Annotated in this window: 12 protein-coding genes, 5 tRNA genes and 1 other RNA gene; 2 read left to right on the top strand and 16 right to left on the bottom strand. The window is 69.3% G+C overall.

Features of this window, described 5'->3' with window-relative positions; all coding sequences use genetic code 11:
- From ffs to VKN16_12450, 4 genes are all read right to left on the bottom strand, one after another.
- Positions 1-128: signal recognition particle sRNA large type (gene ffs, locus VKN16_12465), an RNA gene on the bottom strand; the annotation flags it as partial.
- Between the two features lie 167 nt (positions 129-295).
- A tRNA-Ser gene (locus VKN16_12460) sits at positions 296-385 on the bottom strand.
- 35 nt (positions 386-420) lie between these two features.
- Positions 421-512 (bottom strand) — tRNA-Ser (locus VKN16_12455).
- Between the two features lie 487 nt (positions 513-999).
- On the bottom strand, positions 1,000-1,290 hold the full coding sequence (locus tag VKN16_12450; GenBank protein HME95015.1) for a hypothetical protein: 291 nt from the start codon (positions 1,288-1,290) through the stop codon (positions 1,000-1,002).
- Between the two features lie 97 nt (positions 1,291-1,387).
- Between VKN16_12450 and VKN16_12445 the strand changes: the two genes are divergently transcribed.
- Positions 1,388-10,153: a glucoamylase family protein gene (locus tag VKN16_12445; protein ID HME95014.1), complete on the top strand. Its 8,766-nt coding sequence runs from the start codon at positions 1,388-1,390 to the stop codon at positions 10,151-10,153.
- A 78-nt stretch (positions 10,154-10,231) separates the two neighbouring features.
- On the opposite strand, the gene VKN16_12440 is transcribed toward VKN16_12445, so the two are convergent.
- From VKN16_12440 to VKN16_12415, 6 genes are all read right to left on the bottom strand, one after another.
- Positions 10,232-10,360, bottom strand: a complete 129-nt coding sequence (locus VKN16_12440) for a hypothetical protein (GenBank protein HME95013.1) — start codon at positions 10,358-10,360, stop codon at positions 10,232-10,234.
- 99 nt (positions 10,361-10,459) lie between these two features.
- Positions 10,460-12,784: a GMC family oxidoreductase gene (locus VKN16_12435; protein ID HME95012.1), complete on the bottom strand. Its 2,325-nt coding sequence runs from the start codon at positions 12,782-12,784 to the stop codon at positions 10,460-10,462.
- Positions 12,781-13,494 carry a hypothetical protein gene (locus VKN16_12430; GenBank protein HME95011.1) on the bottom strand — a complete coding sequence of 238 codons (714 nt, stop codon included), beginning with the start codon at positions 13,492-13,494 and terminating at the stop codon, positions 12,781-12,783. Before VKN16_12430 ends, VKN16_12435 begins: the two co-directional genes overlap by 4 nt.
- Positions 13,491-13,943: a tRNA adenosine(34) deaminase TadA gene (tadA, locus tag VKN16_12425; GenBank protein HME95010.1), complete on the bottom strand. Its 453-nt coding sequence runs from the start codon at positions 13,941-13,943 to the stop codon at positions 13,491-13,493. The genes VKN16_12430 and tadA overlap by 4 nt, the downstream gene beginning before the upstream one ends.
- An 80-nt stretch (positions 13,944-14,023) precedes the next feature.
- Positions 14,024-14,100: transfer RNA gene (locus VKN16_12420), tRNA-Arg, on the bottom strand.
- 3 nt (positions 14,101-14,103) lie between these two features.
- Positions 14,104-14,197, bottom strand: a tRNA-Ser gene (locus VKN16_12415).
- 105 nt (positions 14,198-14,302) lie between these two features.
- Between VKN16_12415 and VKN16_12410 the strand changes: the two genes are divergently transcribed.
- Complete coding sequence (locus VKN16_12410; protein HME95009.1) at positions 14,303-16,039, top strand: ABC transporter ATP-binding protein/permease; 1,737 nt, start codon at positions 14,303-14,305, stop codon at positions 16,037-16,039.
- A gap of 18 nt (positions 16,040-16,057) precedes the next feature.
- On the opposite strand, the gene VKN16_12405 is transcribed toward VKN16_12410, so the two are convergent.
- From VKN16_12405 to dnaN, 6 genes are all read right to left on the bottom strand, one after another.
- A tRNA-Ser gene (locus VKN16_12405) sits at positions 16,058-16,145 on the bottom strand.
- Between the two features lie 8 nt (positions 16,146-16,153).
- Complete coding sequence (gene serS, locus VKN16_12400; protein ID HME95008.1) at positions 16,154-17,449, bottom strand: serine--tRNA ligase; 1,296 nt, start codon at positions 17,447-17,449, stop codon at positions 16,154-16,156.
- 144 nt (positions 17,450-17,593) lie between these two features.
- Entirely contained in the window at positions 17,594-20,047 is a 2,454-nt protein-coding gene (gyrA, locus tag VKN16_12395; protein ID HME95007.1) for a DNA gyrase subunit A, read from the bottom strand.
- Positions 20,048-20,066: 19 nt separating this feature from the next.
- Positions 20,067-22,442 (bottom strand): DNA topoisomerase (ATP-hydrolyzing) subunit B, encoded by a 2,376-nt coding sequence (gene gyrB, locus VKN16_12390; GenBank protein HME95006.1) that lies wholly within the window; start codon positions 22,440-22,442, stop codon positions 20,067-20,069.
- On the bottom strand, positions 22,442-23,533 hold the full coding sequence (gene recF, locus VKN16_12385; GenBank protein HME95005.1) for a DNA replication and repair protein RecF: 1,092 nt from the start codon (positions 23,531-23,533) through the stop codon (positions 22,442-22,444). The genes gyrB and recF overlap by 1 nt, the downstream gene beginning before the upstream one ends.
- A gap of 22 nt (positions 23,534-23,555) precedes the next feature.
- Positions 23,556-24,650 carry a DNA polymerase III subunit beta gene (gene dnaN, locus VKN16_12380; GenBank protein ID HME95004.1) on the bottom strand — a complete coding sequence of 365 codons (1,095 nt, stop codon included), beginning with the start codon at positions 24,648-24,650 and terminating at the stop codon, positions 23,556-23,558.
- Positions 24,651-24,748 lie beyond the last annotated feature (98 nt).

Below are 24,748 nucleotides of genomic sequence, written 5' to 3'. Positions count from 1 at the left end.
GCGTGGGGCCCAACCCTCAACGCCGTCCCGTACGGCTCATTCGACACGACCGGCCCTCGAGAGGGAATTCAACCCCGCTGTAGCGGATTGCGGGTTACAGGGCACCGCTACCTCCCCGTCTAGCACGGCCCACCTGCGCCGGTTGCCGATAAGGGCCCATTGGCTTCGTTGGCGCCCTCGTCAATCCGCTCAACGTACAGGAAGTACGCCTCGCGGGCCGACTTCGGGCGCCGCCTCGCCACTGGACCCTTCTCGCCAACCGGCAAGCGCGACGATCGGCCCAGCGTCACCAATTTGGCGGAGGGGGTGGGATTCGAACCCACGGTACGGTTGCCCGTACACGGCATTTCCAGTGCCGCACCTTCGGCCACTCGGCCACCCCTCCGCGTTTTCAGCGCGCTCGTGAAGGTGCGATCAATTTGGCGGAGGGGAGAGGATTTGAACCCCCGAGGGACTTGCGCCCCTATCCGATTTCGAGTCGGACGCCTTCAACCGGGCTCGGCCACCCCTCCGCGTAACGTTCCCAGTATCTTGCACGACGGCCCGGCGAGCAACCTCGCCATTGGCCGCGGCCAGTCGACCGCGGCGCGTAGGTGATCAGGAGCCAGGCGGACATCGAGCTGAGCTATCGCCAAGTCGGCCACCCGCCCGGCCGCTGGACCGTGCGCAAGTCTACCCCAGCCATGCCGAGGCGGGACGCGAAAGTGTGCCGCGGCTGCGAGCCTGGCCGTCGAACCTCTTCTCGCGATGCTGCGCCATCGCGGACGAGCGCAGGCTTGGGGACCCTACTTGGCGGTGGTGGTCTTCAGGAGCGCGGACGCGCAGGCTTCTGCGACATCTCGATTGGGGTCCGGTTGCCCGGGGAAGGTTGCCCACCCGGTCTTCATCACGAATTCCGTCCGCTCGTACGACTCGGCAATGGCCGCGAGCTCTCCGAGCTTCTTGGCCCGCCCCGCCGGTCACTGGCCGATCTCCCCGCGTCGTGCAGCGGTTGTCCGATCACGCACGCTTCCGCCGACGGCCGATGGCCCGCACCGCTCGTTTCCGGATCGTCCGCACCGCCTGCACCTGGCGCTCGACGTGGGCGAGAAGGACCTCCTCGCTGTCCCCCTTGAGACCTTCGTCGATGAGCGCGCGAAGAACCATCTGCAGGCTCACCGGACCCTTGAGCTTGGTCGTCGCCCGCCCCGCGAACACGCGAGCCCGGTCCACGACGTCCTGGGAGAGAATGAGCAGGACCCTGGTCTTGTCCTCGAACATCATCACCTCCGCATTGCGTCGGCCAAGCACTTATGCTTCTTATTTAACTTATATCATGATACTCTCGAGGCTGCGCGGAATACTCGGTCGGTCGAGTTCGGCCGGAACCTCACGGAGTGATGGCCCCTTGCTACTACGCGACATCCACGCGTCTTCGTCTCCATTCGCGCCGGGAGCCCAGGACCCCATCCGGGCCGACCTGTGGAGCCCGGAGCGGCTCGAGGAGCACGCGGAGCGCATCGCCCGCCGACCCGTCCTCGCCCGGGGTAAGAACGGCCGCCGGTCCCCTCGCGTGCAGGACAGCGGGCGCGTCCTGCTCCAGTGCTATCGAGACATCGCGGCGGTCATCCGAGACGAGGGCGCCACGACCCCCGCCGCGGAGTGGTTCGTGGACAACTTCCACATCGTGGAGGCGGTGGCACGGCAGGTCCGCGAGGATCTCCCGCTCGGGTTCTACCGGCAGCTGCCCAAGCTCGCGGACGAGCCCCTCGAGGGCTACCCCCGCGTGCTCGGCCTCGCGTGGGCCTTCGTCGCGCACACGGACAGTCGCGTCGAGCCCGACACCCTCCAGCGCTTCGTCCGCGCGTTCCAGCGGGTGCAGCCGCTGACCATCGGCGAGCTCTGGGCCGTTCCGATCGCCCTCCGGATCGTGCTCCTCGAGAACCTCCGCCGCCTCGCCGAGCGTATCGTGACCGGCCGTGCCGCCCGCCAGGCCGCCGACGCCCTGGCCAACGATCTGCTCGGCCTGGCCGGCCGACCCGCGCAGCCCCTCGCGTTTCAGGGGCTTCCCGCCGCGGACCTGTCGACCGCCTTCACGGTCGAGCTCGTCCAGCGCCTGCGGGAGCAGGATCCGCAATCGACGCCCGCCCTGCGATGGCTCGACGAGCAAATCGCCAAGCGGGGCGGTTCGCCGGACGAGCTCGTGCAGGCCGAGCATCAGAGCCAGGCCGGCATGAACGTGACGGTCCGCAACGTGATCACCAGCCTGCGCATGATGTCGACCCTCGACTGGGCGGACTTCTTCGAGAGCGTCAGCCTCGTCGACGACACGCTGCGAGCCGCCACCCGCTTCGGCGACATGGACTTCGCGACCCGCGATCAGTACCGGCACGCGATCGAGGATCTGGCCCGCGGCTCCCGCCGCTCCGAGCTGGAGGTCACCCGGCTGGCGATGGCCGTGGCCCGGCGGGCCGCCCCCGGAGCGCGCGCGCAGGATCCGGGCTACCACCTCCTCGCGGAGGGCCGGCCCCTGTTCGAAAAGGAGATCGGCTACCACATCCCGACGAGACGATGGCTCGTGCGGGCCTTCCTGACGAGCGCGACGCCGCGCTACCTCGCGACCCTCGCGGTCGTGACCGGCGCGCTCCTCGCGCTGCCGGTTCTCGCCGCACACGCCTCCGGCATGAGCTGGGGGGCAGTGGCGCTCCTGACCCTCCTCGCGGTGATCCCGGCCTCGGACCTGGCGATCGCCTTGGTCAACCGTGCGGTGATGGCCCTGATCGGGCCGCAGGCGCTGTCACGCCTCGAGCTCCACGGGGGCGTGCCTCCGGGCCTGCGCACCCTCGTCGTCGTGCCGACGCTGCTCACGAGCGAGGACGAGATCGCCGAGCACGTCAATCGTCTCGAGATCCACTTCCTCGCCAACCCGGACGGAAACCTCCACTTCGCCCTCCTGTCGGACTGGATCGACGGCCCCGCCGAGACGATGCCGGGAGACGATCGGCTCCTCGCGGCGGCGGCCGACGGGATCGCGCGTCTCAACGCCCGCAACGGTCCCGCACCGGCCGCGGGAGCCCGCTTCCTCCTGCTGCATCGCCGGCGGCTCTGGAACCCCGGCGAGGGCAAGTGGATGGGGTGGGAGCGCAAGCGCGGGAAGCTCGACGAGCTCAACCATCTGCTCGCGGGCGCGACCGACACGACCTTCATCGGGACTCGGGGACGCCCGCCTCAGGTTCCCTCGGGCATCCGCTACGTGATCACCCTCGACGCCGACACCCGGCTGCCGCGTGGCGCCGCGACCCGCCTCGTCGGCACCATGGCCCATCCTCTGAACCGGCCGGTCCTCGATGTCCAGTCGGGGCGCGTCGTCGATGGCTACGCCATCCTCCAGCCCCGGATCACGCCCACCATACCCACCGAGGGCGGCCGGTCTCTCTTCCACCGGATCTTCGCCGGGCCGGCCGGGATCGACCCGTACGCGTCCGCGACCTCCGACGTCTACCAGGATCTCCTCGGCGAGGGCTCGTACACCGGCAAGGGTATCTACGACGTCGCGGCCTTCGCCACCGCGCTCGAGGGTCGCGTGCCCGAGAACGCCCTCCTGAGCCACGATCTGTTCGAAGGGATCTTCGCCAGGGCCGGCCTCGTGACCGATATCGAGCTCTTCGAGGAATTCCCCAGCGACTACGAGGTCGCCGCGAGGCGCCAGTATCGCTGGGCGCGTGGCGACTGGCAGCTCCTCCCGTGGATCTTCAAGGGCGACGTGATCGGCGGCCGGCGCGGCAGGTGGCTCCCCCTCATCGGCGCGTGGAAGATCATCGACAACCTCCGCCGGACCCTGTCGGCCCCGACGGCGTGGCTCACCCTCGTCTCCGCCTGGACGCTTCCCGGCAGTCCCGCCCTCGTGTGGACGACCTTCATCTTGGCCACGCTCGCGCTCCCCGCTCTGCTTCCCGCCCTGGCCGACATCGTGCCCCGGCGGCGCGGCATCTCGAAGCGAACCTACATCCGCAGCGCGGGACAGAGCTTCGCCCTGTCCGGATCCCAGATTGTCCTCGCCATCGCCTTCCTCGCCCACCAGGCGTGGCTGATGAGCGACGCGATCGCGCGCACGCTCGTGCGGCTATACCTGACCCACCGGCGGCTCCTCGAGTGGACGACCGCGGCCCAGGCCAAGGCGGACATGTCCCGTGCCGTCACCTCCGTCTACCGGCGCATGCGCGGCGCGCTGATCCTCGCGGCGGCGACCGGGGCTCTCGTCGTGGTCCTGCGCCCGGAGAGCGCCCCGCTCGCCGCCCCGTTCGCCATCGCGTGGGCGCTCTCCCCGCTGGCCGCCCGGTGGGTGAGTCGCCCCCCGCGCCCGTCGCCGGCGCAGACCCTCACGGCCTCGGACCGCCAGATCCTCCGCTCGACGGCACGCCGCACCTGGCGCTTCTTCGAGACGTTCGTCGGGCCGGACGACGCCTTCCTTCCGCCCGACAACTTCCAGGAGGATCCGAGACCGACCGTTGCCCATCGCACCTCGCCCACGAACATCGGGCTGTACCTGCTCTCGGTCGTCGCCGCGCACGATTTCGGCTGGCTCGGCATCCTCGACACCCTCGATCGCCTCGAAGCGACGCTCGCCACCATGCGCCGCCTCGAGCGGTTCCGCGGCCACTTCTACAACTGGTACGATACCGGCGGGCTTCGTCCGCTGGAGCCCCGGTACGTGTCCACCGTCGATAGCGGTAACCTCGCGGCTCACCTGCTCGCCATCGCCAACGCCTGTCGCGACGCCATCCACGCGCCCCTGCTGGATCGCGGCCGGCTCGACGGACTGCGGGACACGGTGCTCCTCGCCGCGGACGCCGCGAGCGGGCTCCCCGCCGACCGGCGCACGCAGACCGTCACGCCCCGTCAGCTCACCGAGACCTGCGCGGTCCTCACCGCCGCGCTCCAGGAGCCGCCGACGACCGCGGCAGACTGGGCCGCTCGTCTCGCCGACCTGGCCCGGCACGCCGACACCCTCGTCGACATGTCGCGCGCGCTGACCGCCGAGCGCGGCGAGCCAGACAGCTCCGACGTCCTGGTCTGGGCCCAGGCCGCGCGCGCGACCATCGCCGGCCACGAGCGCGATCTCCAGACCATCCTGCCCTGGACACCGCTCCTCGAGACGCACCTGGCGAGCGGTCATCGCGATCTGCTGGCCGATCTGCTGGCCGCACTCCAGTCCCTCCGCGCTTCGTCGCCCGCCCCCGCCGATCTGCCCGACCGCTGCCAGGCCGTGATCGCCAAGCTCACGGTCCTCCGCGAGACCTTTCTCGGGGAGGGCCCCGTGGTCGAGGAGACCATCCGTCACCTCGACCAGGCCATCGACAGCCTCGAGCGCTCCTCGGCGTCCGCCGCCGCGCTCGTCCGTCGCCTCCTGGCTGTCGGTGAAGCCACGCGACAGCTCGCCGACGACATGCAGTTCGGCTTCCTCTTCGACCCCAGCCGCAAGATCTTCTCCATCGGGTACCGAGTCACCGACGGCAGCCTCGACTCGGGCGCGTACGACCTGCTTGCCTCCGAGGCGCGCCTCGCCAGCTTCGTGGCCATCGCCAAGGGCGACGTCCCGGTCTCGCACTGGTTTCACCTGAGCCGCCCGATGACTCCGGTGGGTATCGGGTCGGCGCTGCTGTCCTGGTCCGGCTCGATGTTCGAGTACCTGATGCCCGCGCTCGTGATGGACTCTCCCGCGGGCAGCCTGCTCGACGAGACCTATCACCTCGTGGTCCGCCGTCAGATGAGCTACGGCGCGGAGCACGGCGTCCCGTGGGGCATCTCCGAGTCGGCGTACAACGTGCGCGATCTGGATCTCACCTACCAGTACTCGAACTTCGGGGTCCCGGGCCTGGGCCTGGAGCGGGGGCTCGGGGAAGATCTGGTCGTCGCGCCCTACGCGACCGCCCTCGCCGCGATGGTCGATCCGGTCGCCGTCACCCGGAACCTCTCGGCGCTCGTGGCGGTGGGCGCCCGCGGGCCGTACGGTTTCTACGAGGCTCTCGACTACACGCGATCGCGCGTCCCCGAGGGGAGCCGAGTGGCCATCGTCCGGGCGTACATGGCGCACCACCAGGGCATGACTCTCGTGGCCCTCGCGAACGCGCTCCACGACGGCGCGATGCGCGCGCGGTTCCACGCCGAGCCGATCGTGCAGGCCACCGATCTGCTCCTCCAGGAGCGGGCGCCTCGGGACGTGGCGGTCGCGCGTCCCCGGGTCGAGGAGGTCCACGCGCCGGCCCACCTCCGCGACTTCGTCGAGCCCGCCTTCCGGCAGTTCACGACCCCTCATGGCCCCACGCCTCGAACGCACCTGCTCTCGAACGGGCGCTACGCGGTGATGCTCACGGCCGCGGGCTCCGGTTACAGCCGATGCGCCGGCCTCGGCATCACGCGCTGGCGGGAAGACGCCACCCGCGATCACTGGGGGGCCTACATCTTCGTGCGGGACGTGCAGAGCGGCGCGGTCTGGTCGGCCGGATATCAGCCCACCGGCGTCGAGCCCGATGCGTACCGGGTCACCTTCTCCGAAGACCGGGCGGAGTTCCATCGCCGCGACGGCGCGATCACCACCGCGCTCGAGGTGCTGGTGTCTCCCGAGGATGACGCCGAGATCCGCCGCGTATCGATCACGAACCTCGGGCCGCACGTGCGCGAGCTCGAGCTGACCTCCTACGCCGAGCTGGTGCTGGCCTCCCCGGCCGCTGACACCGCGCACCCGGCATTCTCCAACCTCTTCGTACAAACCGAAGCGCTCCCCGACCTCGGAGGCCTGCTGGCCACCCGCCGGGTCCGCTCGGCCGGGGAGCCGTCCATCTGGGCCGCCCACACGGTCGTCGTCGAGGGCCAGACCGGCGGCGGCCCGCAGTACGAGACCGACCGGGGGCGCTTCCTGGGCCGGGGGCGGACCATCCGCACGCCGATGTCGGTGATCGACGGGCGGCCCCTGTCGAACACCGCGGGCTCGGTCCTCGATCCGATCTTCAGCCTGAGGCGCCGCATCCAGCTCGACCCTGGCAAGGCCGCCCGGCTGATCTTCTCCACGCTGGTCGCCCGGTCACGCGAGGCTGCCGTCGCCCTCGCCGACAAGTATCGCGACCCGGCAACCTTCGACCGCACCGTCACGCTGGCCTGGACGCAGGCGCAGGTCCAGTGCCACCACCTCGGGATCGAGCCGGAGGAGGCGCATCTCTTCCAGAACCTGGCCAGCCGAGTCATCTACTCCGACCCCGCCCTGCGGCCCGCGCCGGACGCGCTCGGCCGGCCGACCTCCGGGCCATCGGCCCTGTGGGCCCAGCAGATCTCCGGCGAGATTCCGATCGTCCTGGTCCGGATCGACGAGCCCGAGGACCGCGGGATCGTCCGGCAGCTGCTCCGCGCGCACGAGTACTGGCGCGTGAAGGGGCTGGCCGTCGACCTCGTCATCGTGAACGAGAGGGCGCACTCCTATACCCAGGAGCTCCAGTCCTCGCTCGAGGCCCTGCTGCGAACGAGCCAGTCGGCGCGACGAGACGCGCGGGAGGACGGCCCCCACGGCAACGTCTTCATCCTCCGGAAGGATCTGCTCTCGCCGTCGGATCACGCCGCGCTGCAGGTGGCGGCCCGGGTGATCCTCTTGAGCCGGCACGGCACGCTCGCGGAGCAGATCGCGCGCGCTGAGCCACCTCCGGTCCCCGCCGCGCCCCGGCGGCGTCCGGTCCGGCCGGCCGCGCCGCTGGACGCCCGGTCCTCGCGCGGGGCCTCCGAGTTCTTCAACGGCCTGGGAGCCTTCGTCGAGGACGGGCGCGAGTACGCGACCGTCCTCGGGGAGGGGCAATGGACCCCCGCCCCATGGATCAACGTCATGGCCAACCCCGCGTTCGGGTTTCAGGTCTCCGAGTCGGGCGCCGGATACACCTGGTCGGTCAACAGCCGGGAGAACCAGCTGACCCCGTGGTCCAACGATCCAGTCGGCGACCAGCCGGGTGAAGCGATCTACATCCGGGACGAGGAGACCGGAGAGCTCTGGGGCCCGACGCTGCTCCCCATCCGCGAAGAGGCCTCGACCTACGTCGCGCGGCACGGTCAGGGCTACACGTGCTTCGAGCACACGTCCCACGAGGTCGCGACGCGCCTCGTGCAGTTCGTGCCGCGGGACGGCCCGATCAAGATCTCCCGGCTGACGCTCGAGAATCGCTCCACCCGGCCGCGCCGCCTATCGGTGACCGCGTACGTGGAGTGGGTCCTCGGGGCGTCCCGCGCCGCCACCGCGCCGTTCATCGTCACCGAAGTGGACTCCGAGACCGGCGCGATCTTCGCCCGCAATCCGTGGAGCCAGGAGTTCGCGGATCGCGTCGCGTTCGCCGATCTCGGAGGTCGCCAGACCGGATGGACCGGGGATCGAGCCGAGGTCCTCGGTCGCCACGGGACCCTGGACCATCCCGCCCTGCTGGAAGGGGGAGGCCGGCTATCCGGACGGGTCGGCGTGGGCCTCGACCCGTGCGCGGCGCTGCAAACCGTGGTCGACGTGCCCGCGGGGGGCCGGGAGGACCTCGTGTTCTTTCTCGGTCAAGCGGCCTCGGCGGACGAGGCCCGTGCCCTCCTGGTGCGATATCGCGCCGAGGACCTCGACCTCGCGCTGGAGACGGTGCGGACCCACTGGGACGACATCCTCGGAGCCATCCAGGTCAAGACGCCGGACCGCTCGATGGATCTCATGCTCAACCGCTGGCTCCTGTATCAGACGCTGGGCTGCCGGCTGTGGGCCCGCTCGGCCTTCTACCAGGCCGGAGGCGCCTACGGCTTTCGCGACCAGGTCCAGGACGTGATGGCGCTCGTGGTGGCGAAGCGAGAGGTCGCACGCGAGCATCTCCTCCGGGCCGCCGGCCGCCAGTTCGTCGAGGGCGACGTCCAGCACTGGTGGCATCCGCCATCCGGGCGAGGCGTGCGGACCCGGATCTCGGACGACCCGGTCTGGCTCCCCTACGCGGTCACCCACTACCTCGAGGTCACCGGGGACTCCACGCTCCTCGACGAGATCGTCCCCTTTCTCGAGGGCCCCGCGATCCCGGACGGACAGGACGATGCCTACTTCGAGCCCACGCTCTCGGCCCAGACCGGCACGCTCTTCGAGCACTGCGCGCGCGGGCTCGACCGGAGCCTCTCCGTCGGATCGCACGGCCTCCCGCTGATGGGCACCGGAGACTGGAACGACGGCATGAACCGGGTGGGCCACGAAGGACGCGGGGAGAGCGTCTGGCTCGGGTGGTTCCTCCACACCACCCTCTGGGAGTTCGCCCGGCTGGCCGAGGCGCGAGGCGAGGTCACGCGGGCCGACACGTGGCGTCAGCACGTCCACGCGCTGAAGGCTTCGCTCGAGGCGCACGCCTGGGACGGCGACTGGTACCGGCGCGCCTATTTCGACGATGGCTCCCCGCTGGGATCGGTCGTGAACCCGGAGTGCCGCATCGACTCCATCGCGCAGTCGTGGGGGGTGATCTCCGGTGCCGCGGAGCCCGGGCGGGCCGCGCGGGCCATGGCCGCGGTGGAGGAGTATCTGGTCCGGCGGGATCAGGAGCTCGTCCTGCTGTTCACCCCGCCGTTCGACCACGCGCAGCTCGACCCGGGGTACATCAAGGGGTATCCGCCCGGGATTCGCGAGAACGGCGGCCAGTACACGCACGCGGCCATCTGGACGGTCATGGCCTTCGCCGCGCTCGGAAACGGCGACAAGGCGAACGAGCTCTTCTCGATCCTGAACCCGATCAACCGCGCGAGCACCCGCGCCGGCGTCCATCGCTACAAGGTCGAGCCGTACGTCGCGGCCGCCGACGTCTACGCCGAGTACCCGCACGTCGGCCGCGGGGGGTGGACCTGGTACACCGGCTCGGCGGGCTGGATGTACCGGGCCGGGCTCGAGTGGCTGCTCGGCTTCCGGCTACGCGGCGCGGTGCTCTATCTCGATCCCTGCATCCCGCGCGGGTGGCGCCGCTTCGACATCACGTTCCGGTACCACGCGTCGCGCTACGAGATCGCGGTCGAGAACCCGAGCGGGGTGACCCGCGGCATCGCGTCCATCGAGTTCGACGGCATCTCCCGCGATGTCGCGGACGGCCGCGTCCCGCTCACCAGCGACGGCGCCACGCACCGCGTGCGGGTCGTCCTCGGGTGAGGATCGGCAGCCGTCGCCCCGGTCACTTCTGCTCCTTGCCTCCGGGGCAGTCACCGAGTTTCTTCATGTCGGGGGCCGTCAGCCCGCGCGCCTGCAGGTCGGTCTGAGGAACTTGCCGCGGTCGTTCAGCGCCTTCGCGTTCTTGGGCATCGCCTCGCGGTGACAGCTCTTCGCCGGCATCCCCGCGGCCTTGGCGTCCGTCAGCATCTGCCCGGTGGCCCAGGCGCTGCCGATCGCAGGACGAGCGACCGCGCGGCGCCGACGATGGTTCGGGTCACGCGCGTCATGGCGAAGGTCTCCTTCGGTCTATGGCTTCATGTCCTCGACGATGCCTTGCGCGATGTAGCGGCCGAGCGCATACACGGTGTAGCACGGATTGACGCCCAGTGACGTCGGGAGGATGGAGGAGTCGGCCACGTACAATCCGTCCACGTCCCAGGAGCGGCCGCGAGAGTCCACCACGTCGCGCTTCGGACTGCCCCCGAGCGCGCAACCGCCCATGGGGTGGCCGCTCGTGATCTGGATGCGCTCCTGACGCACGAGGTCGGCGGTCAAGGTCGCGTCGACGTCGGCGGGACCGTTCAGGATCAGCGGGCGATGGCTGTTGAAGAAGACGCGGCGGGCGCCCGCCGCGAACATGATGCGGGCGCCCGTCCGCAGCGAGTCGAGCCACGCGGGCTGGTCCTCCTCGGCCAGCGCGTACTCGAAGCCCTTGGCGGTCACGCGGCCGACCGGCCGATCGCGGAACATCACCGCGAGGGTCATGGTCTGATTGAGCCGTTTCATGAACGCGAGGTGACTCTCCGCCGACTCGTACGGGACCAGCTGGGCCATGGCCAGCGGATGGCTCAGCAGCCCTTCCAGGGCATAGCGGACGTGGTCGCGGGCGGGATCGGCCCTCGTCTGATCCGCGACTTCGTATTTCTTGACGAAGTAGCCCATGGGCGGGGTCGCGGCGGACGGATACAGGGCCTGGTCGAAGTCGGCGAAGAAGGTCGTGGTCGCGTGCGTCGAGAAGCGCTCTCCCACCGCGCGCTCCGATCCCTTGGCCAATCGGAGACCCGGCACTCCACTCTGCATGAGAATGCGCGGCGAGGCGAAGGGACCGGCGGCCAGGACGACGCGTCGCGCCCGGATCTCGACGCGTTGCCGGTCCCGGCCGCGCGCATCCGTCAGGTGCGCCACCACGCCGGTGACCCGATGCGTGCGCCCGGCCCGTCCGTCGCCGGGCAGCGCCTCCAGCGACAGCTGGTCCACCCGGCAATTCGCCAGCACCTGGGCTCCGTGTCGCGCCGCGAGCGGGAGCACCACGTTGAGCGGCGTGAGCTTGCGGTTGTAGCGGCATCCCAGATCGCAGAATCCGCAGCCGATGCACTGGTGCGCGTTGCGCTGTGCCGGGCCGTGATGCGGCAGGCCCAGGGCCTGCACGCCCCGGCGCAACGCGAGATTGCTCCCCGCGATCTGCGACTCCGGGACGGGCGCGATTCGCAGGAGCTTGTGGATGGCCGCGAAGTGGGGCTCGAGGTCTTGGTAGTCGAGCTCGGCACCATAGAGGTCGCGCCAGTCCCTGATCACCGGCCTCGGCGGCTCGAAGGCCAGCGCGTGGTTGATCGTCGCGGAGCCGCCGACCAGCTTGCCGGTCACGACGGCGGCGGACACCGTCGGAATCGAGCGGCCAAAGACCTCGACCACCGAGAATTCCGTGTCGAACATGCGCGGCATCATCAGGCGCTCGCGCTGTAGAAACTCCGCGGGCTCGATGAACTCGCCCTTCTCGAGCACGAGGATGCGCTGCTTCGTCTTCGCGGCCAGCTCGGCGGCCACGAACGAGCCGCCGGCTCCCGACCCCACCACCACCACGTCGGTCTCCAGCACCAGCCGGCCGTCCCCATCGACGATTCGCGCGGCCTCGAGGCCTCCGCCTAGCGCGTCGTGCCTCACGATGCGGCGACGCAGGGCCGCCACGTTGTCTTCGGTCTCCTCGGCCATGTCGAAGGACGTGGTACGGCCCAGATCGGCGGTGGCGCCGTCGGTCTCCCGCACCCAGGGGCCCGGATAGTTCATGGCCTTCCACGTCACCTTCTCGTTCACGTAGATGGGGGCCGTGCCGATGAACCGGGCTCCGCTGAAGATGTTGCGCAGCGCCCGGATATTGCTGTCACGCAGGAACAAGAAGTAGCGGTTCGCATCGACGGGATGGAACCGCCTCAGCTCCAGGCGCGCGGGCAGACCGTAGCGCGTGGAAAACGTCCGGGTGAAGGTCGGCAGGACGTTGACGAAATCGACCAGGAACCGCATGCTGGCCAGGAACTCGTCGCCCGAAGCCCAGGCGTACTGCGCATAGACCGCCACCGGGTCGTAGTCCGGATCTTCGCGCGCGAGACGCTGACGAATCTCCGTGTCGGGCGGATTGAAGCCGTCGATGATCTTCTCGACGACCTCTTCCTGGACGGAATTGAAGATGGGCTCCTCGGTGCTGCCCAGACGCGCGATCGCGCCGCGTACCCTCCCGCACCCCAGCGTCGACGACACCAGCGTCGCCGCCGCCGATGCGCGGGCGAGGCGGGCCAGAAACTGACGCCGGGTCATGGCCCGGGCGATGCCGCGGTCGAAGGAGCGCTGCCCGTTCATCGACCGGCGCCCTCGGCTCCCGGCACGGCGAATTGATGGCGGTTGACCCGCTGGCCGGCCACCGTCTCGCCGGCTCGCACGTGGCACTCGATGCAGCGATTCGGAACGTTGGGCGTCACGTCCGGGTAGTGATCCGCTCGACCGGTGTGGCATCCGCTGCAGAAGTCCACGGTGTGGACCGACCCGAGTCCGAGCCGATGCTCGTCGTAGTGGCAAGCCGCGCAGAGACGCCCCCCGAGAGCGGCCGCGGACGAATCGCCGACGAAGCGTCGTCCCCGCGGCGTGGCCGCGGTCAATCCCTCCCGGCGCAGCGCCACCCGGGCGGCTCGGTCGTCATTCAGCACGCGCATCTGTCGGCCGACGAAATGCTTGCTCTCGAGCGTCTGCTGGTACTGGGCCTGATGGCATCCCCCGCACGTGCCGTCCTCGACCGGTGCCGTGAAGTCCGGATGCCCCCCCGGGGTGTGACATTGCCCACAGCGGATGCCCACGGCGGCATGGAGACTCTGCCGATAGCTCTTGTCGATCCGCCCGCCATGACATGTCTGGCACTCCTCCACGTACGGGACGGGACCCGAGACCGGGGCCGCCGCATCCGGCCGCTTGGGCGACCCCGGCACCAGGAAGCAGCCGCCGAGCAGGACGGCGAGGATGCCGACCAAGGATCCGGCCCAGGGCATCTCGACTCGGAAGGCCGCTCGCGGGGTCACGCCCGTCTGGCCCGGAAGAACTCGCTCAGCCTCGCTCCGCACGCGGCGGCGAGGACGCCGGACGCGACCTCGACCCGGTGGTTCAGCCGCGGGTCTTCGAGCAGACGATAGAGGCTCTGCACCGCACCGGCCTTGGGATCCTCGGCGCCATAGACCAGGCGGGCGATCCGCGCGTGGAGCGCTGCGCCGCAGCACATCACGCAAGGCTCGACGGTGACGTACAGTGTGGCGGCGGTCAGCCGGTAGTTGCCGGTCTCGCGCGCGGCCGAGCGGAGGGCCAGGATCTCGGCATGCGCCGTCGGATCCGAGAGCGAGATCGGCGTGTTGTGCGCTCGGCCCACCAGCCGGCCTTCGACGACCACCACCGCGCCGACGGGCACCTCCCCGGCCTCGGCGCCGCGCCCCGCCTCCTCGAGCGCGAGGGCCATCCATTGCTCGTCGGCGTGCATCGGGACGGCGATGAAGGAGACGCTCTCTGCCCTACCCTCTCCCGGCCGGGTCGAGGGTGGAGCAGAGAGACGTCCAGAAGTGGTGCGCCCTAGAGGAATCGAACCTCTGGCCTTCGGATTCGTAGTCCGACGCTCTATCCATCTGAGCTAAGGGCGCTCTTGGCGGAGAGGCCGGGATTCGAACCCGGGACAGAGGTTTTGCCCCTGTAACCGCTTAGCAGGCGGCTGCCTTCGGCCGACTCGGCCACCTCTCCACACGTCAAGCCACCAGAGTATAGGGCATTCGGGCCGCCGCGACCACCCGAGAACCCGGCGAGATCCCGCGGCTTGTCCTATCCTGAGGCCGGGAGGCCACGCCAATGACCCGCTTGCGAGCGCTGCTGCGCGATGCCTGGACGCTCATCCGCCCCTACTGGTTCTCGGAAGACCGCTGGGCCGGCCGTGGGCTCCTCGCGGCGGTGATCGCGCTCGCGCTGTTCACCGTGTTCATCAACGTGCTGCTGAGCCAGTGGTACAACTCCTTCTACAACGCGATCCAGGACAAGGACTTCCCCGCGTTCTGGAACCTCCTCATCCGCTTCTCGTGGCTGGCCCTGCTCTACATCATCGCGGCGGTCTACCAGATCTATCTGAACCAGATGCTGCAGATCCGCTGGCGCCGGTGGCTCACCGAGCGCTATCTGGGCGCCTGGCTCGCCGACGGCGCCTACTACCGCATGCAGCTCACCGCCGGCGAGACCGACAACCCGGACCAGCGCATCGCCGACGACCTGCGCTTGTTCGTCGCGGGCGCGCTATCGCTCAGCATCGGCGGCCTGCGCGCCTTCGTGACCCTGGTCTCCTTCCTCGGCATTCTCTGGGGACTCTCGGGCGCGGCCACGATCCCGCTCGGGACCACGCACATCACGATTCCGGGCTACATGGTATGGGCGGCCCTGCTCTACGCGATCGCGGGCACCTGGCTCACCAACCGCATCGGGCGGCCGCTCGTGCGGCTCAATTTCAACCAGCAGCGGTACGAGGCCGACTTCCGCTTCAACCTGGTGCGCTTCCGCGAGAACGCCGAGGGCGTGGCGCTCTATCGCGGGGAGGCCGACGAGATGCGGAACTTCCGCGAGCGATTCTCGTGGGTGGTGCGCAACTGGTGGGACATCATGCGGCGGCAGAAGCGGCTGACGTGGTTCACCGCCGGTTATGGGCAGGCCGCGGTGATCTTCCCGTTCCTGGTGGCCGCACCCCGCTATTTCCGCGGCGAGATCCCGCTCGGCGCCCTCATGCAGACCTCGCAAGCCTTCGGCCAGGTCCAGGACTCGCTCTCCTTCATCGTGAACTCCTACACCGACCTCGCGGAGTGGCGCGCGGTGGTCCTCCGGCTGCTCGGCTTCGAGCACACCCTGGCCCGGGTGCGCGCGGAGGCCGCGCAGGAGGGCGTCCTCCGGGAGGCGGGAACCGAGGCCGGGCTGGCGCTGGATCGCGTGCATCTGCAGCTACCGGGCGGTCGCCCGCTGCTGGACGACGTCAACCTCGCCATCCGGCCCGGCGACACCACGCTGATCAGCGGGCCGTCGGGGGCCGGCAAGAGCACGCTCTTCCGCGCCATCGCCGGTATCTGGCCGTTCGGTCGCGGCCTGATCCGCCTGCCGCGCGGCGCTCGGGTCCTGTTCCTTCCGCAGAAGCCCTATCTGCCCATCGGCACGCTGCGGGAAGTGACCAGCTATCCCGCGCCGCTCGAGGGCATCGACGACTCGGCGCTGCGCGAGGCCCTGGCGGTGGTGGGACTGGGCGCGTTGACGGGGCGTCTCGACGAGTCGGCGCATTGGGCGCTCGCACTGTCGCCGGGGGAGCAGCAGCGCATCGCCTTCGCCCGGGCGCTCGTGCAGAAGCCCGAGTGGCTCTTCCTCGACGAGGCGACCTCCGCGCTCGACGAGGACACCGAGGCGCGGCTCTACGCGCTGCTGCGGGACCGGCTGCCCGGCGCGACCATCGTCAGCGTGGGCCATCGCAGCACGCTGCGCGCCTTCCACGCGCGTCGCGTGCTGGTGACGCCAAACGGCGCGGGGCCGGCTACCGTCGCGGAGGAGATGTCTCCCGCCTGAGCGCGACGGTGAGAGAAATGGCGGAGGGGGAGGGATTCGAACCCCCGATCCCTTGCGGGATTCCGGTTTTCAAGACCGGCGCCTTCAACCGCTCGGCCACCCCTCCGCGTTGGCTCAGGCCCGACCGGGGCCGATGCGCTCGAGCCCGCCCATGTACGGGCGCAGCGCTGCCGGCACCGTGACCGACCCGTCGGCCTGCTGGTAGTTCTCCAGCACCGCGATCAGCGTCCGCCCGACCGCGAGGCCGGACCCGTTGAGCGTGTGGCACAGCTCCACGCGCGCGCCGCCCGTCGGGCGGTACTTGAGATCGAGCCGGCGCGCCTGGTAGGCCTCGCAGTTCGAGCAGGACGAGATCTCACGATACTTGCCCTGCCCCGGCAGCCATACCTCCAGATCGTAGGTCTTGGCGGAGTGGAAGCCCAGGTCGCCGGTGCAGAGCGTCATCACCCGGTAGGGTAGCTGAAGCCGCTGCAGCACCGTCTCCGCGCTCCGCACCATCGTCTCCAGCTCGTCGTAGGACTGCGCGGGGGTGGTCACCTTCACCATCTCGACCTTGTCGAACTGGTGCTGCCGGATCATGCCCTTCGTGTCCTGGCCGTAGGTGCCGGCCTCGCGGCGGTAGCACGGGGTGAAAGCGCAGTAGCGCTTGGGCAGCTCGGCTTCCGGCAGGATCTCGCCGCCGTGGAGCGCGGTGAGCGCTACCTCCGCGGTCGGGATCATGTAGAGCGTGCGCCCCGCGTCGGGCTCGACCGTCTTGAACATCTGCTCCTCGAACTTCGGCAGCATCGCCACGCCGACCATGGTCTCGGGATTCACCAGGTGGGGCACCCACAGCTCGGTGAAGCCGTGCTCGCGCGTGTGCAGGTCGAGCATGAACTGGGCGAGCCCGCGGCTCAGGCGCGAGGCGGCGCCCCACATCACGGTGAACCGCGCCTTGGCGATCTTGCTCGCGCGGTCGAAGTCGAGGATGCCGAGCGCCTCGCCGATCTCGAAGTGCTGCCGGGGCTCGAACTCGAACGCGCGTGGCGTCCCCCAGCGGCGCACCTCGACGTTGTCGTCGGCCGAGCGGCCCACCGGCACGCTCGGGTGCGGCAGGTTCGGGATCTCGAGCAGCAGGCTCTCGAGCCGCGCGTCGGCGTCCTTGACCTGGAGGTCCAGCGCCTTGATCCGGTCGGAGACCTCCCGCATCCGCGCGGTCACCGCCTGCGCGTCCTCGCCGCGACGCTTGGCCTGGCCGATCGCCTCCGACGCGCGATTGCGCTCGGCCTTGAGCTCCTCGGTCTCGGTCAGGAGGCGGCGGCGCTCGGCGTCGGCCGCGAGGACCGGCGAAAGCGAGATGGCGGCGCCCCGGGTCGCGAGCGCGCGCTCCACCGCGGCCGGATCTTCGCGAATCAGCCTGATGTCGAGCATGGCGCGCCTCCTCTCTTCCCCTGCGCTCCTACGTCCCCTCACCCTGCCCTCTCTCCAGAGGGGAGAGGGAGAGAAGGTAACAAAAAAGAGGCCGCGGCAGCGCGGCCTCTGTCACCCCGTCCGGCGCGGATGGGCCGGCGGGGCCTACGGTGACTCCGTCTCGGTCGGCTCCGGGCTCGCCTGCTCGGCCTCGACGCGGGCCAGGTTGCCCACCTGATCCTCGGCGTCGAGATCGATGATCCGCACGCCCATGGTGTTCCGCCCCTGGCTGGTCACCTCGTCGGCGTGGACGCGGATGATCTTGCCCTTGGTCGTGACCACCAGGATGTCGTCGCCCTCGCGCACCTGCAGCATGCCGACCACCGAGCCGTTCCGACCCGCGGTCTTGATGTCGATGATGCCCTTGCCCGCGCGGCCCTGCAGCCGGTACTCGTCGAGCGGCGTGCGCTTGCCGTAGCCGCGCTCGGTGACGGTGAGGACGGTGACCCCTTCCTTGATCGTCTCCGCCGCGATGACCTGGTCGCCTTCCTCGACGTCGATGCCGCGCACGCCGGCGGCGGTGCGCCCCATCGGCCGCACCTCGTCCTCCGGGAAGCGGATGATCATGCCCTGCTTGGTGGACAGGAGCACCTCGCGCTGACCGTCGGTGCGCCGGGCGCCCATCACCTCGTCGCCCTCTTCCAGGGTGATGGCCAGGATGCCGCCGGCGCGCGGATGCGAGAAGGCGGACAGCTCGGTCTTCTTGACCTTGCCTTGCTTGGTGGCGAAGAGGATGTAGCCACCCGACTCGAAGTCGCGCACCGGGACGCAGGTGGCGACCCGCTCGCCCTCGGCGAGCGACAGCACGTTGGCCATCGCCTTGCCCTTGGCCTGCCGGCCGCCCTCGGGGATCTCGTGCACCTTGAGCCAGTGCACCTTGCCCTTGTTGGTGAAGAACAGGAGATAGGAATGGGTCGAGGCCACGAACAGGTCCTCGACGATGTCCTCCTCCTTGGTCTCCATCCCGGTCACGCCCTTGCCGCCGCGCTTCTGGCTGCGATAGGCCTCCACGTGCGTCCGCTTGATGTAGCCGGACCGCGTGATGGTCACCACCATGTCCTCGTCGGCGAGCAGGTCCTCGATGGTGAGGTCGGCGGTCTCGGCGAGGATCTCGGTGCGCCGCTCGTCGCCGAACTCTTCCCGCAGGGCGCCCAGCTCGTCCTTGATGATCCCGAGCAGGCGCGACTCGGAGGCGAGAATGCCCTGGAGGTCCGCGATGAGGGCCAGGGTCTGCTCGTGCTCCTCGACGATCTTGTGCCGCTCGAGCTGGGTCAGGCGCTGCAGCCGCATGTCCAGGATGGCCTTGGCCTGGATTTCCGAGAGCTGCAGCTGGCGCATCAACGCGTCCTTCGCCGCGTCGGGGCTCTCGGCCTGGCGGATGAGCCGGATGACCAGGTCGAGCTGGTCGACCGCCTTGCGGAGGCCCTCGAGGATGTGGGCCCGCTCCTCGGCGCGCGCCAGATCGTACTTGGTGCGGCGGGTGACGACTTCTCGGCGGAATGCCACGAATTCCTGCAGCATCTGCTTGAGGTTCACCACCTGGGGCCGGCGGCCGACCAGGGCGAGCATGATGACCCCGAAGGTGGTCTGCATCGGCGTGTGCTTGTAGAGCTGATTGATCACGATCTGCGGCATCTCGCCACGCCCCAGCTCCAGCACGATGCGGATGCCCTCGCGGTTCGACTCGTCGCGGCGCTCGCTGATGCCCTCGATCTTCTTGTCGCGGATCAGCTCGCCGATCTTCTCGATCAGGGTCGCCTTGTTCACCTGGTACGGCAGCTCGGTGACGATGATCGCCTCGCGGCCGCCGCGCATCTTCTCGACGTGGGCCTTGGCCCGCAGGGTGATGATGCCGCGCCCGGTGGTGTAGGCCTCGCGGATCCCGCTGCGCCCGTAGATGTACCCGCGGGTCGGGAAGTCGGGCCCCGGGATCACCTTGATCAGCTCGTCGATGGTGACGTCGGGGTTGTCGATGACCTTGATGAGCCCGTCCACCACCTCACGGAGATTGTGGGGCGGGATGTTCGTGGCCATGCCGACCGCGATGCCGGAGGAGCCATTGACGAGCAGGTTCGGCACCTTGGTGGGCAGGACCACCGGCTCCTGCAGCGACTCGTCGAAGTTCGGCGTGAAGTCGACGGTGTCCTTGTCGATGTCGGCCAGCAGCTCGTGGGCGATCTTGGCCAGGCGCGTCTCGGTGTAGCGCATGGCCGCGGGCGGGTCGCCGTCGATCGAGCCGAAGTTGCCCTGCCCGTCCACCAGCGGATAGCGCAGGGAGAATTCCTGGACCATTCTCACGAGGGCTTCATAGACCGGGGCGTCGCCGTGGGGGTGGTACTTGCCGAGCACCTCGCCGACCACGCGGGCCGACTTCTTGTACGCGCGGTTCCAGTTCAGCCCCAGCTCGTGCATGGCGAAGAGCACCCGGCGGTGGACCGGCTTGAGGCCGTCGCGGATGTCGGGCAGCGCGCGGCCGACGATGACGGACATGGCGTAGTCGAGATACGACTTCCGCATCTCCTCTTCGATCGGAACGGGCGCCTGTCGCTCGGGGCTCATGGATCGGGTCTGACGGCTCCTAGATGTCGAGGTTGATCACGTCCAGCGCGTTCTTCTCGATGAAGTCGCGGCGCGGCTCCACCGCGTCGCCCATCAGCACCGTGAACATCTCGTCGGCGCCGACCGCGTCCTCCATGGTCACGCGCAGCAGGGTGCGCGTCTCCGGGTTCATGGTCGTCTCCCAGAGCTGCTCGGGGTTCATCTCCCCGAGCCCCTTGTACCGCTGGAGCGTGGCTCCGTCCTTGGCCTGCTCCATGATGACGCGCATCATCTCGTCCAGGCTCCCGGTCTGGACCTCCTTCTCCGCCGCGTCCACGATCGTGCACGGGCCCTTGTGGATGCCCGCGATCTCGGCGTGCAGATCGAGCAGCTGCGCGTAGTCGGGCGACTTCAGCGCGTCGATGCTGAACTGCGCGGTGTGCGGACCCACCACCTGCACCATCGCCGCGTCCCCATTGTCGCCGCCGACGAGCTGGGCCGACCACCCGGGCAGCTCCGCGGCGACCTCCGCCACCGCGGCGGCGATCTCCCCGTCCCCCACGCCCCGCTTGCCCGCCCGGAACTTGCGCCGGACCAGCCCGTCGAGGATCGCGGCGGGAATGCCGCGGCGGCTGATCTTCGCGAGCAGGGCGCGGAACTCCAGCACCCGCTTGAGGGCTTCCAGGAGCGCCTCCCCCCGCAGCGGCGCCGCCTTGCCGGGGACCTTGATGCTCGCCTTCTCGACCCACTGCTCGAGCAGGAACTCTTCCATCTCCCGCTCGCTCATCAGGTACCGCTCCGCGCGCCCCTTCTTCACCTTGAAGAGCGGCGGCTGGGCGATGAACAGGTGGCCGGCCTCGATCACCTGCACCATGTGACGGAAGAAGAAGGTCAGCAGCAGGGTCCGGATGTGGGCGCCGTCCACGTCGGCGTCCGTCATCAAGATCACCTTGTGGTAGCGCAGCTTGCTGAGGTCGAACTCCTCGGGCCCGATGCCGGTGCCGAGGGCCGAGATCAGGAGCCGGATTTCATTGTGGGACAGGACCTTGTCGTAACGGGCCTTCTCCGCGTTGATGATCTTGCCGCGCAGTGGGAGGACCGCCTGGGTCTTGCGGTCGCGCCCCTGCTTGGCCGAGCCGCCCGCGGAATCGCCCTCGACCAGGAAGATCTCGCGGAACTGCGGCTCGCGCTCCGAGCAGTCGGCGAGCTTCGCCGAGAGGCCCTCGTCGTCGCGCCCGCCCTTGCGGGTCAGCTCGCGCGCCTTGCGCGCGGCCTCGCGGGCCTGGGCCGCCCGCACGCACTTGTCGACGATCTTCCGCGCGGTGGTCGGATCTTCCTCGAACGTCTCGCCGAGCCGGTCGTTGACGATTTGCTGGACGAGGCCCTTGACGTCCGAGTTCCCAAGCTTGGCCTTGGTCTGCCCCTCGAACTGCGGGTCGGGGATGCGCACCGAGACCACCGCGGTCAGCCCCTCGCGCACGTCCTCGCCGCTGACGTCCCCCTTGAAGCTCTTGAGGAACCCGTTGGCCTTGGCGTAGTTGGAGAGCGTGCCGGTCAGCGCGGCGCGGAAGCCGGTGAGGTGCGTGCCGCCCTCGCGGGTGTTGATGTTGTTCGCGAACGAGAACACGCTCTCCTGGTAGCCGTCGTTGTACTGCAGAGCCACCTCGACCTCGATGTTGTCCTTCTTGCCCTCGAAGAAGAGCACCTTCGGATGGATGGGCGTCTTGTTCTGGTTCAGGTGCTTGATGAACTCGATGATGCCGCCCTTGTAGAGGAAGGTGTGGCTGCGGCCGTCGCGCTCGTCCTCGATGACGATCTTGAGGCCCTTGTTGAGGAAGGCCAGCTCGCGCAGCCGGTTGGAGAGCGTGTCGAAGGAGAACGTCGTCTCCTCGAATATCTTGGCGTCGGGCTTGAAGCGCACGATGGTGCCGTGCTTCGTCGTCTTGTCGGTGGCGGCCAGATCTCCCTGGGGCGCCCCGTACTCGTAGCGCTGCGTCCACACCTTGCCCTGCCGGCGAATCTCGAGCTCGAGCCACTCCGACAACGCGTTGACCACCGAGATGCCGACCCCGTGGAGGCCACCCGAGACCTTGTAGGCCGAGTGCTCGAACTTGCCGCCCGCGTGCAGGACGGTCAGCACCACCTCGGCCGCGGTCTTGCCGCTCTCCTTGTGGATGTCGACCGGGATGCCGCGGCCGTTGTCGCCCACCGAGCACGAGCCGTCGGAGTGCAGGATCACCTTGATGCTGTCGCAATACCCGGCCAGCGCCTCGTCGACCGAGTTGTCGACGGCCTCGTACACGAGGTGGTGCAGACCGTAGGCGCCCGTGTCACCGATGTACATGGCCGGGCGCTTGCGCACGGCCTCGAGTCCCTCGAGGACCTTGATGTCGCTCGCGGTGTACGTATCGGCCATCAGGCGGCGCCCCGGATCGTGCTCGGTCGCGGCTCGGTCACGCGTCCTTCGCGGACCTCCCACCAGGTCACCCGCGCGACGTCGGGAACCGAGACATCGGCGGTGGTCAGGAACACCTGCCCCGCGCCGGTCACGTGGGTCAGCACGCGGGCCTGTACTTCCGGATCCAGCTCGGACAGGGCGTCATCGAGCAGCAGGACCGGATCGCTCCCGATGGCCCGCGCCACCGGCCCGACCTCGGCCAGACGCAGGGTCAGCGCCATCAGTCGCTGCTGGCCGCGGGAGCCGTAGAGCCGCAGATCGCGGCCATCCACCTCGATCGACAGATCGTCGCGATGCGGGCCGACCAGGCTCTGGCCGCGCCGGGCCTCCTCGCCGAACCGGGCGTCCAGCGCATTCAGGAACTCGGTCATCCCCTCTCCGGTGCCTGCGGTTTCGGCGTACCGCAGCCGCACGGCTCCCGCCCCGGCGAGCGCGGGATAGAGGTCACGCGCTTCGCTCTCGATCGCCGAGACCGCCTGACGCCGCCGGCCAACCAGCTCCAGCCCCACCCGCGCCAGCTGCTCGTTCCATGGGGCAAGCGCATTGCGGAGCGCACGCTCGGAGAGGCCGCTCTGCAGCAGATGGTTCCGGCGCGCGACGATCTGCCGGTAGCGACTCAGCCCGCTGAGATGGGCCGCGTAGAGCTTCCCCGCGAAGCCGTCGACGAAGTTGCGCCGGGCCTGCGGCCCCTCGGTGAGGATGGCCAGATCGGGCCAGCCGAACCCGATGGCTCGCGTCCAGGCGCAGCCCTCTCCACCAACTCCCCAGCGGCCGTCTTCGCGCTGAGCGATGCTGCGACGGATCGCCCGGACCGTCTCGCCGCGCCGGATATCACCGGTCACGTAGGCAGTGGGCGCTCCCCAGGCGAGCATCTCGACGGCTTTGGCCCCGCGAAACGAGCGGCCGACCAGCAGGACGCCGAGCCCTTCGAGCAGGTTGGTCTTGCCCTGTGCATTGAGTCCCGCGAGGATGTTCAGCTGCGGCGATGGCGTGAGCGACAGTCTTCGATAATTGCGAAAATCGGACAGTTCTACCCTGTCAATCTCCAACGATTTTCGCTCCCATGAGAGGTTAAATCCTCATGGGCATGATAACACACAGGGTTCCGTCCTCCTCGAAGCTTTTGAACACTCCGGGACTCAAACCGTCCTTCATCTCGATCAAAACTTGCTCGCCGCCCTGCGCACCGAGCGCGTCGAGCACGTAGCGCGAGTTGAATCCGATCGCGATCTCCTCACCCGCGAACTCCGCCTCCATCTGCTCCTCGGCTTCCCCGTAGTCGGGGCTATTCGCGGTGAGCTTGAGCTGTCCCGGCGAGAGCAGGAAGCGGACCGGCTTCGTGCGCTCCTCGGAGAGGACCGACACCCGCCGCAGCGCCGCGGTCAACGCGGCCCGCGACAGGGTCACTCGATGCGGATGGGCGCGCGGGACGACCTGCTCGTAGTTGGGGAACGTGCCCTCGATGAGGCGAGCCATCAACAGCACGTTCGGCATCCGGAGCATGAACTGGTTGTCGCTGATCGCGATCTGTACTTCCTCCCCCGAGCCGACGATGCGGGCGACCTCCTGGACCGCCTTGCGCGGAACGATCCCCGACATGGCCGGCCCCGCCGTCGGGAGTTGCCGGATGGCCAGAGCCAGCCGATGGCCGTCGGTCGCCACCATCCGCAACTCCTTGTCGTGCACCGCGAGGAGCACCCCGTTGAGCGCGTAGCGGCTTTCGTCGTGGGAGATCGCAAACGTGGTCTGGCCGAGCATGTCCCGCAGCACCTTGCCGTCGATGGTCAGCCAGCCGGTGGTCGCTCCGTCCCCGACCGCCGGGAACTCTTCCGGGGTGAGCCCGACCAGCCGATACGACGCTCCCGCGCACCGCAGCGCGACCCAGGCGTTCTCCTGGACCTTGAGCGCCAGCGGCGCCGCCGGCAGCTCCTTCACGATCTCCATGAGCTTGCGGGCCGATATCGTGATGGTGCCCGGCTTCACCACCTTGGCCGGTCCGGTCACCCGCACGCTGACCTCGAGGTCGGTCGCGGTCATTCGCAGCGTGTCGCCCTGGGCTTCCAGCAGCACGTTGGCCAGGACCGGCAGCGTTTGCCGTGGCTCGACCACGTTGTGGGCCATCTGCAGCCCCCGCATGAACGCGTCACGATCCACATGCACTTCCATAAGTCTCTCCGTTGTTCAGGTATTGAAAGGAAACAGAAGAACTCGTCGTCGTAGGCAGAGGCGGAGCGGTGGACAGCGAGCCGGACGGGAAAGCGCCT

The organism is Candidatus Methylomirabilota bacterium (genome assembly GCA_035315345.1).
In the GTDB taxonomy this organism is placed as follows: Bacteria; Methylomirabilota; Methylomirabilia; order Rokubacteriales; family CSP1-6; genus CAMLFJ01.
Note: the sequence above shows the minus strand (reverse complement) of the source record. Positions and strands in the feature narration are given on the sequence as shown.